At 71.5% G+C, this 11,850-nt stretch carries 11 protein-coding genes; 8 read left to right on the top strand and 3 right to left on the bottom strand.

Translation table 11 applies throughout. From position 1 onward, the window contains the following. Window positions 1–8: 8 nt before the first annotated feature. A complete protein-coding gene (locus ADK54_RS35270; protein WP_053729876.1) occupies window positions 9–710 on the bottom strand; it encodes a M50 family metallopeptidase in 702 nt (233 codons plus the stop codon). A 50-nt stretch (window positions 711–760) separates the two neighbouring features. Here ADK54_RS35270 and ADK54_RS35265 point away from each other — a divergent pair, with 50 nt between their 5' ends. From ADK54_RS35265 to def, 8 genes are all read left to right on the top strand, one after another. Then, a complete protein-coding gene (locus tag ADK54_RS35265; RefSeq protein WP_053729875.1) occupies window positions 761–1,576 on the top strand; it encodes an SOS response-associated peptidase in 816 nt (271 codons plus the stop codon). Between the two features lie 58 nt (window positions 1,577–1,634). Continuing rightward, window positions 1,635–2,270, top strand: coding sequence for an alpha/beta family hydrolase (locus tag ADK54_RS35260; RefSeq protein WP_053729874.1), 636 nt, complete (start codon window positions 1,635–1,637; stop codon window positions 2,268–2,270). A 259-nt stretch (window positions 2,271–2,529) separates the two neighbouring features. After that, a complete protein-coding gene (locus ADK54_RS35255) occupies window positions 2,530–3,174 on the top strand; it encodes a sigma-70 family RNA polymerase sigma factor (RefSeq protein ID WP_053729873.1) in 645 nt (214 codons plus the stop codon). Continuing rightward, window positions 3,171–3,485, top strand: a complete 315-nt coding sequence (gene rsrA / locus ADK54_RS35250; RefSeq protein WP_053729872.1) for a mycothiol system anti-sigma-R factor — start codon at window positions 3,171–3,173, stop codon at window positions 3,483–3,485. Before ADK54_RS35255 ends, rsrA begins: the two co-directional genes overlap by 4 nt. 261 nt (window positions 3,486–3,746) lie before the next feature. Continuing rightward, complete coding sequence (locus ADK54_RS35245) at window positions 3,747–5,174, top strand: HD-GYP domain-containing protein (RefSeq protein WP_420717464.1); 1,428 nt, start codon at window positions 3,747–3,749, stop codon at window positions 5,172–5,174. Window position 5,175: 1 nt separating this feature from the next. Next, entirely contained in the window at window positions 5,176–6,432 is a 1,257-nt protein-coding gene (locus ADK54_RS35240; RefSeq protein WP_053729870.1) for an HD-GYP domain-containing protein, read from the top strand. A gap of 117 nt (window positions 6,433–6,549) precedes the next feature. Next, window positions 6,550–7,530, top strand: a complete 981-nt coding sequence (locus ADK54_RS35235) for a tetratricopeptide repeat protein (protein ID WP_053729869.1) — start codon at window positions 6,550–6,552, stop codon at window positions 7,528–7,530. A 58-nt stretch (window positions 7,531–7,588) separates the two neighbouring features. Then, entirely contained in the window at window positions 7,589–8,221 is a 633-nt protein-coding gene (def, locus tag ADK54_RS35230) for a peptide deformylase (protein WP_053729868.1), read from the top strand. Between the two features lie 93 nt (window positions 8,222–8,314). Here def and ADK54_RS35225 read toward each other — a convergent pair whose 3' ends face one another. Further along, window positions 8,315–9,328 (bottom strand): ribonucleotide-diphosphate reductase subunit beta, encoded by a 1,014-nt coding sequence (locus ADK54_RS35225; RefSeq protein ID WP_053729867.1) that lies wholly within the window; start codon window positions 9,326–9,328, stop codon window positions 8,315–8,317. Continuing rightward, the gene (locus ADK54_RS35220; RefSeq protein ID WP_053729866.1) at window positions 9,328–11,730 is read right to left on the bottom strand and encodes a ribonucleoside-diphosphate reductase subunit alpha; all 2,403 of its coding nucleotides are present in this window, start codon (window positions 11,728–11,730) and stop codon (window positions 9,328–9,330) included. Before ADK54_RS35220 ends, ADK54_RS35225 begins: the two co-directional genes overlap by 1 nt. Between the last annotated feature and the right edge of the window lie 120 nt (window positions 11,731–11,850).

Genomic DNA, 11,850 nt, shown 5'->3' with positions numbered 1-11,850 from the left:
GCCGCCACCTAGAGGCCGAGCAGCCAGCGGCCGCCGCCGATCAGGGAGCAGACAGAAACGGCGTGGAAGAGGAAGAGCCAGAGCGCCGGTGGTACGTGGGTGAGCCGGGCGAGCTGGTCGGCGTCCGAGTCGCCGTCGTTGTGGCGGCGGCGCTTGCTCTGCAGCTCGAACGCGGGGCGCACGCCGCCGAGCAGCAGGAACCACACGGCCGTGTACGCGAAAGCCGACTGGACGTCCGGGCTGGTCAGCCAGGAGACGAGCAGGAAGGCGGCGCCGGTCACCACGACCGTGAGGACGCCGTACGCGTTGCGGATCATCACCAGCATGGCGACCAGCAGGGCCGTGGCCAGCCACAGGAAGAGCGTGACGTGGTGGGCGGCGAGGAGCCAGGCGCCGCCGAGGCCGAGCAGAGGGGGAGCGGTGTATCCGGCGGCGGCCGTGAGGATCATGCCGGGGCCGTGCGGCTTGCCCCGGCTCACGGTCAGGCCGCTGGTGTCGGAGTGCAGCCGGATGCCGTCGAGGCGGCGGCCGGTGAGCAGTGCGACCAGGCCGTGGCCGCCCTCGTGGGCGATGGTGATGGCGTTGCGCGAGAGGCGCCAGAGGCTGTGCGGGACGACGACGGCGAGCGCGGCTATGCCCGTCGCGACGACCAGCCACTGGGCTGGCGCGCTCTGGGTGCCGAAGAGCTGGAAGTCTTCAAGCGCGGACATTTCTGGGACGGCTCCTCATGGGGTACGGGCGCCGTGGCAGTGTGGCACCTATGTGCGGTAGGTATGCAGCGAGTCGCAGGCCCGAGGATCTCGCAGGAGTCTTTGAGATAGAGAAGTGGGATCCGGCGGAGGCTCCGGAGCCCGACTGGAACGTGGCGCCGACCAAAGAGGTCTACGTCGTCCTGGAGCGCCCTCTTAAAGACGCCGACTCCCCGCGTCCGGTTCGGCAGCTGCGCAAGTTGAAGTGGGGACTCGTCCCCTCCTGGGCGAAATCGCCCGAGGGCGCCGCCCGGATGATCAACGCGCGCGCCGAGACGATCCACGAGAAGCCCTCCTTCAAGAAGGCGTTCGCCGCCCGCCGCTGCATCATCCCGGCGGACGGCTACTACGAGTGGGTCACCGGCGCCGGCGAGCGCGAGCTGGAGGTCGAGGGCAGGAAGAAGCGGCCGCGCAAGCAGCCGTACTTCGTGACCCCGGCGGACGGCTCGGTCTTCGCGATGGCCGGCCTGTACGAGTTCTGGCGCGACCGCACGCTGCCCGACGACCACCCCTCGGCCTGGTGGGTGACCTGCTCGGTGGTCACCACCGAGGCCGAGACGGGCCCGCTGGGCGTGGCCCCGGCGGAGGGCCCAGGCTCGCTCGCGGACATCCATCCCCGCATGCCGCTGATGCTGCTGCCGGACCGGTGGGGCGCATGGCTCGACCCGGCCCACACGGACACCGAGTCGCTGCGGGACCTGCTTGCGCCGCCGCCGGGCGGGCTGATGCGGGCGTATCCCGTATCGACGGCGGTGAGCAACGTTCGCAACAACGGGCCGGAGCTTCTGACGGAGCTGGAGGGGCCCGAGGAGGGCACGCTGTTCTGACGGTGACCTCGCCCATGTCGTTCGCCCTCCCCGCCCTGCCCGGCGGCAGGATGGCCCGGTGAGCGACAGCGAGATCATCCAGACCGGCGCCGGCGAGGCGCGCATCACCTGGCACACCGCCAGGAAGGCCCGCCTCGTGCTGGCCGTGAGCCATGGGGCGGGCGGCGGGATCGAGGCCCGGGACCTTCAGGCGCTGGCCGGGGCGCTGCCGCCGCTCGGAGTGAGCGTGGCCCTGGTGGAGCAGCCCTGGCGGGTGGCCGGCAAGAAGGTGGCACCGGCGCCGAAGACGCTGGACACGGGGTGGCGCGACCTGTGGCCGGCCGTGGCGAAGAAGGGGCTGCCCGTCGTCGCGGGCGGCCGCAGCGCCGGGGCCCGGGTCGCCTGCCGCACGGCGACGGAGCTCGGCGCGGCCGGGGTCCTCGCCCTGAGCTTCCCGCTGCACCCGCCGGGCAGGCCGGAGAAGTCGAGGGCGCCGGAGCTGCTCGGGGCGGGCGTGCCCACCCTCGTGGTGCAGGGCGGGAACGACCCCTTCGGGAAGCCCGCCGAATTCCCCGAAGGGACGTACGGGCTCGTGGAAGTGCCGTTCGGCGACCACGGGTTCGCGGTCCCGAAGCGGGCCTCCCTCACCCAGCAGGAGGCATTGGACGTGATCACCGCGGCCGTCGGTGAATGGCTCGGCGCGCTGGAGATCTGACGCCGGGAATGCCGCCGGGAATGCGGAATGCGGGCCCACTGTTATGGCCGACGTAAGGGATATGCAGACCAGCTGTGGAGAGGGAGTCCGTCGCATGGGTTCGACCATCTGCCCGAGCCGCAAGGCCGCCTCTGACCTGGAGTGGACGGTGCTTTCCGCGGCCAGGACCGCTCCTATTCGAGCGGCGGGCGGAGCGGATCGTCGTCTATCCTCCGATTCGAGTGGGTCCGCATTCGGGCTCAGCACACCGTTCGAGGAGGTGGGTCCGGTCACAGGGACCGACGACGGCCACGTGGAAGAGACCACCGCCGAGCGCAATGCGCGCTTCGAGCGGGATGCCCTCGGCTACCTCGACCAGATGTACTCGGCCGCACTGCGCATGACGCGCAATCCGGCCGATGCGGAAGACCTGGTCCAGGAGACGTATGCCAAGGCGTACGGGTCCTTCCACCAGTTCCGCGAGGGCACCAACCTGAAGGCTTGGCTCTACCGGATTCTCACCAACACCTTCATCAACTCCTACCGGAAGAAGCAGCGCGAACCCCAGCGCAGCGCCGCCGAGGAGATCGAGGACTGGCAGCTCGCGCGCGCCGAGTCGCACATGTCGACGGGCCTGCGCTCCGCCGAGTCGCAGGCGCTCGACCACCTGCCCGACTCGGACGTGAAGTCGGCCCTTCAGGCCATTCCCGAAGAGTTCCGCATCGCCGTGTATCTCGCGGACGTAGAGGGCTTTGCGTACAAGGAGATCGCGGACATCATGGGTACACCCATCGGTACGGTGATGTCCCGGCTGCACCGGGGCCGCCGCCAACTGCGCGGAATGCTGGAGGACTACGCCCGTGACCGCGGGCTCGTCCCGGCCGGCGCCGGAGAGTCGGACGAAGCGAAAGGCTCGGGCTCATGAGCTGCGGAGAGCCGCACGAGACGGACTGCTCTGAGGTCCTGGACCATCTCTACGAGTTCCTGGACCACGAGATGCCCCCTACGGACTGCAACAAGTTCGAGGTGCACTTCGAGGAGTGCTCGCCGTGCCTGGAGAAGTACGGCCTTGAGCAGGCCGTGAAGAAGCTGGTGAAGCGCTGCTGCGGCTCGGACGACGTGCCGAGCGACCTGCGCTCCAAGGTGATGGGCCGCATCGACCTGATCCGCTCCGGCCAGGCGGTGCCCGAACAGGACGTCGTCACCGGAGAGGTGCCGACGCTCCGGCCCGAGTGACCCGGCTGATCCAGAAGTGAACTGCCGCCCGCGGCAGGGCAGTTGAGAGCGGCCACGACCATGCGTCGTGGCCGCTCCGCTGTGTCTGGCCGCCCGTGGGGCGCCCGGCGTCACCCGAAGGTGCTAATCCGGGCGGCTCGAAACGCCCTATTCCGACCATGCGCCTGACCGCCACGGCACACGGGCCTATCCTCGCCAAGCTGTACGCAACGGGCTGCCCGGGCGGATGGGGAGGTGGGGGCCATGGCGGAGCCGCGGGGACTGCGGGACATTCCGGCGGGGGCGCGCATCGCCGTCCTGGGCGCCGTAGTGGGCGCGGTGGCATGCGCGCTGCCCGTGCTGCGCCCCGGCGTGCCCTGGGCGGCCGTGGCGCTCCTCGCGGGCCTGTACGCGCTGTGCGAATGGCCGCCGCGCTGCCCGGTCCTCGCCGGCCGGGTGAGCGTGCCGATCGCCTCCGGCTCGTTCTTCCCGGTGCTGCTCGCCGCCGCCTTCCTGCTCCCGCCGGCCGCCGCCGCCCTTGTCGCGGTGCCGGGCGCGCTCATCGCGTACGTCGAGGAAGAGCCGCGCCAGGTGCGGCGGATCTGGCGGGCCGCGCAGCTCGCGATCGCGGCGTCGGCCGCGGCCGGCGTCCATGTGCTGTTCGGCGGGCGCGAGGCGCTGGGCGGGCGGGGCGCCGGTGCCCCCGACTTCCCGTACGCGCTGCTGCCGGCCGGAGCCACCGCCCTGGTCTTCTGCCTGGTCCTGACCGCGCTCGACGGCCTCATCCTGGCCACCGCCGAACGGCGCCCGCCCCGCACCGCCTGGCGCGGGCTCCTGCTGCGCTCGCTCGCCCCGCACTGTGTGCACGGCCTCGCGGGGCTGATGATGGCCGTGCTGTGGCGCAGCCGGTTCGGACCGCCCGCCGCGCTGTTCGTGCTGCTCCCGATGTACATCTCGTGCTGGGTCTTCGCCCAGTACCAGCGCGAGCGCGCGGCTCACCAGGCCACCATCCGCGCCCTCGTCCAGGCCGTCGACATCAAGGACAGGTACACGCGCGGCCACAGCGAACGGGTCGGCCGGGCCTCGGAGATGATCGCGCGCGAACTCGGCATGGAGGAAGGCCGGCTGGAGGTCATCCGGTTCGCCGGGATCCTGCACGACGTCGGCAAACTCGGGGTGCCGACGCGGGTGCTCCGCAAGGACGGGCCGCTCACCCCCGAGGAGCGGGCGGTGATCGAACTGCACCCCGAGTACGGCCACGAGATGGTGCGCGGCATCGGCTTCCTCGGCGAGGCCCGCGCCGCGATCCTGCACCACCACGAGCGGCTCGACGGGAGTGGCTACCCCTACGGGCTCGCCGGCGGCCAGATCCCCGAGGCGGCCCGCGTGGTGGCGGTGGCCGACGCCTTCGACGCGATGACGTCCACGCGCTCCTACCGGCGGGCGAGACCGGTGGCGGCGGCCGTCACCGAGCTGGAGCGGTGCGCGGGCGCGCAGTTCGACCCGCGGATGGTCGGCGGCCTGGTGCGGGCGCTGTCCCGGTACGGGTGGCACGTCGAGGTCACCGCGGACGAGCCGGGGGCCGGTGGGGCGCGCGGAAACGTGCCTCCGTCCAGACCGGTGGGGACGCCCGCCGCCCCGGTCGGGGCGCCCGCCCCCGAACCGGGGCCGCTCCCCGACCCCCGCCCCTCGAACGCCCAAGGCGCCTGACATGGCCGCCCGGCCCACCGCCCCCGTGCTCGGCGCCTACGCCCTCGCCGGGCTGCTCACCGCCTGGGCGCTCGCGTCGACCCTGCACGACGGCCTCGTCGAACCCGGCACCGCCGCCGCGTTCGGCGCGCTCATAGCCCTGGGGGAGCTGGCCCGGTGGGGGGCCAGGGACGGCGAGCGGGACCCGGCGCCGCTCGCCTCGGCCGGGGCGCTGGCCTACGCGCTGCTCGGGCAGAACGCCGGGCACGCCACCCGGCACGGGGTGCTCCAGGTGATCGCCGTGGTGGTGGCCGCGGCGCTGCTCGGGTCCGTACCGCATGTGGCCGTAGGGCGCGGGCCGAGCCTGGACCAGGCGGCCCGGCGGGTGCTCACCGTCGCCTTCGCCGCCGTCTGTTTTCAGCCGCTCTACAACTCGGGGCACCTCGACGCCTGGTTCGGGCACGGAGCGTACTTCGCGTTCGTTCTCCTGCTGCTGCTCGTGCTGACCGCGCTGTGCGACGCGGTGGTCGCCGCCCTGCTGCTGCACGCCCGCACCCGGTACCCGTTCGGGCCGCTCCTGCGCGACGAACTGCGCGGGCTCGTCGGCATCGGGTCCGCCGTGTGCGCCACCGGCACCGTGATGGCGCTCGCGGTCGCCGTCGCCGGGCTGTGGGCGCTGCCCGTGTTCTGCGTGCCGCTGCTCCTCACCCAGCTGGCCTTCCGGCGGTACGCGGCCGTACGCACCACGTACCGCCAGACCATCACCTCACTGGCCCGCGCCACCGAGATCGCCGGATACACCAAGGCGGGCCACGCCCGCCGGGTCGCCGAGCTCAGCCGGGCCGTCGGGCGCGAGCTGGGGCTCTCGGAGAGCGAGCTGACCGTCCTGGAGTACGCGGCGCTCATGCACGACATCGGCCAGCTGTCCCTGCTCGACCCGGTCCCCGCCGGGGCCACCGCCACGCTGCCCGCCGCCGAGCAGCGCCGCATCGCGCTGCTCGGCGGCGCGGTCGTGCGCCAGACCGGGGTGCCCGCCGACGTGGCGGTCGTCGTCGAGCGCCAGGCCGACCCGTACCGGGAGCAGCCGCTGCCCGCCAGGATCGTCCGCGCGGTCAACGCCTACGACGATCTCGCGGAGGGCTCCTCGGGCCCCGGACGGTCGCTGAACGCACTCGAACAGCTGCGTCTCGGCACCGGCCGTGACTACCATCCCCAGGTTGTCGAATCCCTGGCACGCGTGCTCGCCCGAGGCTGTCTGACCCGGGTGCCGCCTGGGTAACCCAGGAGTAATGAGCGGCCTTCCGGCTGGGCATGGTTGGATGCGAAAAGAACCCAGAAAACTGGGAGACCGTAAGACCGACCCGGTAGTCGGGGCCGGTCTGGGCAGGCGGGAATCGTGAGGATCTTCGGCAAGGGACGGCACCGGCCCTCCGCCTCGTGGCGGCAGGCCACAGACCGTGCGTTCACGCTGATCGGCGACGGCCGGTACGAGGACGCCGGGGCGTTGCTCACGCGCGCCGCGGACCTGGAACCGTGGCTGTCCGAGTCCTGGTTCAACCTGGCGCTCCTGCACAAGTTCCGGCACGACTGGGAGCAGGCGCGGGCCGCCGGGCTGCGCGCCGTCGCCCTGCTCGACAAGGAGACCGGCGCCCCCGACTGGTGGAACGTCGGCATCGCGGCCACCGCCCTGCAGGACTGGCCGCTGGCCCGCCGGGCCTGGCAGGCGTACGGCCTGAAGGTGCCGGGCGAGGCCACCGGCAGCGGCGAACCCGTCGGGATGGAGCTGGGCAGTGCCGCCGTCCGCCTCTCGCCCGAGGGCGAGGCCGAGGTGGTGTGGGGCCGCCGGCTCGACCCGGCCCGCATGGAGGTCCTGTCCATCCCGCTGCCGTCCTCGGGGCGGCGCTGGGGCGAGGTCGTGCTGCACGACGGCGTCCCGCACGGCGAGCGCACCACCGCCGCCGGCCCGTCCTTCCCGGTCTTCGACGAGATCGAGCTGTGGGCGCCCTCGCCCGTGCCGACCTGGGTGGTCCTCCTGGAGGCGGCCACCGAGGCCGACCGGGACGCCCTGGAGCGGCTCGCCGCCGACGCCGGCTTCGCCGCCGAGGACTGGTCCTCCTCCGTACGCCTGCTGTGCCGGGCCTGCTCCGAGTCCCAGATGCCCAGCGACGAGGGCGACGGCGAGCACCTCGACCCGCACGATCACAGCGAGCCCGGCCACCCCGGCCCGCTCGGCCACCGCACCTCCGGCGACCTGTGGGTGCCGGAGCGCGAATGCGGCATCGCGGCCCCCGCCGGTCTGGTCCGGGGCCTCCTCGACGGCTGGGTGGCCGACAACCCGGACAGCCGGGAGTGGCGGGATCTAGAAGAAGTCTGCTGAGCCACGCCTTAGTCTGTATGGGATCGGAATCGGGTTTTCAGGAAGGCTTACGGCGGACATGGCGCAGCAGGAGACGGACCAGCAGGTCGAGAACGACGGGTTCGTCGTGGACACGGAGGACTGCGAGGCGCGCGAGCTGGCCTACCGCGAGCGCGGCACCGCCCGCCCGATCACGGTCGTCGGCAACCCGGTGCTCCACAAGGAGTGCAAGGACGTCACCGAGTTCGACGGCGAGCTCGCGAAGCTCATCGACGACATGTTCGCCAGCCAGAAGGCGGCCGAGGGCGTGGGCCTGGCCGCCAACCAGATCGGTGTGGACCTCAAGGTCTTCGTCTACGACTGCATGGACGACGAGGGCGTCCGGCACGTCGGCGTCGTCTGCAACCCGGTCCTCGAAGAGCTGCCGTCCGAGCTGCGCGTCCTGGACGAGTCCAACGAGGGCTGCCTGTCCGTGCCGACCGCGTACGCCGAGCTCGCCCGCCCCGACTACGCGGTGGTCACCGGCCAGGACGCCGAGGGCAACCCGGTCAAGGTGCGCGGCACCGGCTACTTCGCGCGCTGCCTCCAGCACGAGACGGACCACCTGTACGGGTACCTGTACATCGACCGCCTCTCCAAGCGCGACCGCAAGGACGCGCTGAAGCAGATGGCGGAGGGCGCGGCCCGCTACGAGACCGTGCCCAACAACTGACGTTCCCCGTAAGGCAGTTGGCGCAAAACCGTAAGGCGTGAGGCTCCGCTCCCCCCGTGGCAGCGGAGCCTCACGCCTTACGTATGTGGGGGACTAGAAGTCCTCGTCGAAGCCCACCGAGCCCTCGACCGCCACCTGGTAGGCGGACGGGCGGCGCTCGAAGAAGTTCGTCAGCTCCTGGACGCCCTGGAGCTCCATGAACGAGAACGGGTTCGACGAGCCGTACACCGCCGGGAAGCCGAGCCGGGTCAGGCGCTGGTCGGCGACGCACTCCAGGTACTCGCGCATCGACTCGGTGTTCATGCCGGGCAGGCCGTCGCCGCACAGGTCGCGGCCGAACTGGAGCTCCGCCTCGACCGCCTCCTTGATCATGTCGGTGACCTGCTCCTGAAGCAGATCGTCGAAGAGGTCCGGCTCCTCCTTGCGGACGGTGTCCACGACCTCGAAGGCGAAGTTCATGTGCATCGTCTCGTCGCGGAACACCCAGTTGGTGCCGGTCGCGAGGCCGTGCAGCAGACCCCGGCTGCGGAACCAGTAGACGTAGGCGAAGGCGCCGTAGAAGAACAGGCCCTCGATGCACGCCGCGAAGCAGATCAGGTTGAGCAGGAAACGGCGGCGGTCGGCCTTGGTCTCCAGGCGCTCGATCTTCTCCACCGAGTCCATCCACTTGAAGCAGAACTGCGCCTTCTCGCGGATCGAGGGGATCTCCTCGACCGCGTCGAACGCGGCCGCGCGGTCCTCCGGGTCGGGGAGGTAGGTGTCGAGCAGCGTCAGATAGAACTGGACGTGCACGGCCTCCTCGAAGAGCTGACGGCTCAAGTAGAGCCGCGCTTCGGGGGAGTTGATGTGCTTGTAGAGGGTGAGCACCAGGTTGTTGGAGACGATCGAGTCGCCCGTCGCGAAGAACGCGACCAGGCGGCCGATCATGTGCTGCTCGCCCGGCGTGAGCTTCGCGAGGTCGGCGACGTCGGAGTGGAGGTCGACCTCCTCGACGGTCCAGGTGTTCTTGATCGCGTCCCGGTAGCGCTCGTAGAAGTCCGGGTAGCGCATGGGACGCAGGGTCAGCTCGAAGCCCGGGTCGAGAAGGTTCTTTTCGGTGTTGCTCATTACTGGCAGGCCTCGCAGGACTCGGGGTTTTCGAGCGAGCAGGCGATCGCGTCGGCGTCGGGGGCCGCCTGCTGGACTGGGGGTCCCCCCGCCGAAGGCCGGGGGAGGATGGTGGGGGTGGCCTGGGCGGCGCGGGCGATCTTCGTCGCCGGGCGCGAGCGCAGGTAGTACGTCGTCTTCAGGCCCTGCTTCCAGGCGTACGCGTACATCGACGACAGCTTGCCGATGGTGGGCGTCTCCAGGAACAGGTTCAGGGACTGCGACTGGTCGAGGAAGGGGGTGCGGGCCGCGGCCATGTCGATCAGGCCGCGCTGCGGGATCTCCCACGCCGTGCGGTACAGCGCGCGCACGTCGGCCGGGATCCACCCGAAGTCCTGCACCGAGCCGCTCGCCTCGCGCAGCGCCTCGCGGGACTGCGCGTCCCACACGCCCAGGTTCTTGAGCTCCTCCACCAAGTAGCCGTTCACCTGGAGGAATTCGCCACTCAGCGTCTCGCGCTTGAAGAGGTTGGAGACCTGCGGCTCGATGCACTCGTACACGCCCGCGATGGACGCGATGGTCGCGGTCGGGGCGATCGCGAGGAGCAGCGAGTTGCGCATGCCGACCTTGGCGATACGTTCCCGCAGGGCCGCCCAGCGCTCCGGCCAGGTCAGCTCGACGTCGTAGTGGTCGGGGTGCAGCACGCCGCGCGCGGTGCGGGTCTTGTCCCAGGCGGGCAGCGGGCCGTTGCGCTCGGCGAGGTCCGTGGAGGCCTCGTACGCCGTGAGCATGATCCGCTCGGAGAGCTGGGTGGAAAGCGCCCTCGCCTCGGGGGAGTCGAAGGGCAGGCGCAGCTTGAAGAAGACGTCCTGCAGACCCATCGCGCCCAGGCCCACCGGGCGCCACTTGGCGTTGGAGCGGCCGGCCTGCTCGGTCGGGTAGAAGTTGATGTCGACGACCCGGTCGAGGAAGGTCACGGCGGTGCGGACGGTCTCGTCCAGGCGCTCCCAGTCGATCCCGTCGCCCACGACGAACGCGCCGAGGTTGACCGAGCCGAGGTTGCAGACGGCCGTCTCGCCGTCGTCCGTCACCTCCAGGATCTCGGTGCACAGGTTGGAGGAGTGGACGGTGTGTCCCGGCTCGGCCGTCTGGTTGGCGGTGCGGTTGGAGGCGTCCTTGAACGTCATCCAGCCGTTGCCGGTCTGCGCGAGGGTGCGCATCATGCGGCCGTACAGGTCCCGCGCCGGCATGGTCTTCTGGGCGAGCCCGGCCGCCTCGGCCTTGCGGTAGGCGGCGTCGAACTCCTCGCCCCACAGGTCGACGAGCTCGGGCACGTCGGCCGGCGAGAACAGCGACCACTGGCCGTCGGCGTCGACCCGGCGCATGAACTCGTCGGGGATCCAGTGCGCGAGGTTCAGGTTGTGCGTACGGCGCTGGTCCTCGCCGGTGTTGTCGCGCAGCTCCAGGAACTCCTCGATGTCGGAGTGCCAGGTCTCCAGGTACACCGCGGCCGCGCCCTTGCGCCGGCCGCCCTGGTTGACCGCGGCCACCGACGCGTCAAGGGTCTTGAGGAACGGGACGATGCCGTTGGAGTGGCCGTTGGTGCCCCGGATCAGCGAACCGCGGCCGCGGATGCGGGAGTACGAGAGGCCGATGCCGCCCGCATGCTTCGAGAGCCGGGCGACCTGGTGGTAGCGGTCGTAGATCGAGTCGAGCTCGTCCAGCGGCGAGTCGAGCAGATAGCACGACGACATCTGGGGGTGCCGGGTGCCGGAGTTGAAGAGCGTGGGGGAGGACGGCAGGTAGTCCAGGCGGCTCATCAGGCCGTACAGGGACGCCACTTCGTCCAGGGCGCGAACCGACTCGTCCTCGGCGAGGCCGGACGCCACGCGCAGCATGAAGTGCTGGGGGGTCTCGACGACCTTGCGGGTGATCGGGTGGCGCAGCAGGTAGCGGGAGTAGAGGGTGCGCAGGCCGAAGTAGCCGAAGCGGTCGTCGGCGCCGTCGGCGAGGGCCGCGTCCACCAGCGCGTCGAGGCGGTCGGCGTGGGCGTCGACGAAGTCGGCGGTGCGGTCGGCGATCAGGCCCTCGCGGTGGCCTACGGCGACCGAGGCGGAGAACGACACCGCGCCCTGGGTCGCGGCCTCTTCGGCGATGGTGATGGTCAGGAGCCGGGCGGCGAGGCGGGAGTACGCCGGGTCCTCGGAGATGAGCCCCGCGGCCGCCTCGGTGGCCAGCTCGCGCAGCTCGGCCTCGTCGGAACGGGCGTTGCGGCCCCGCAGCGCGGCGGCGGCGACCCGGCCGGGGTCGGTGTCCGCGAGGTCGGCGGTGAGGTCCGTCAGGGTCCGCAGCAGCGCGGTCCCCGGGGCATCGGCCAACTCTTCGGTGATCGCTGAAGCGGGATCCGCAGGGGCGATGGTCACGTGGGGGCACTCCCTCGCTCGGCACGGGGCCTTTCGGAGGAGGCGTCGGCGCGCGTCGGGGCAGCCCTGAGCGCGTCGTCCACCGGCCCAACCGCGAGGCCCGGACGTCTGGCATCCGGT

Origin of the sequence: Streptomyces sp. WM6378 (assembly GCF_001279695.1) — a bacterium.
Classification (GTDB): Bacteria; Actinomycetota; Actinomycetes; order Streptomycetales; family Streptomycetaceae; genus Streptomyces.
Note: the sequence above shows the minus strand (reverse complement) of the source record. Positions and strands in the feature narration are given on the sequence as shown.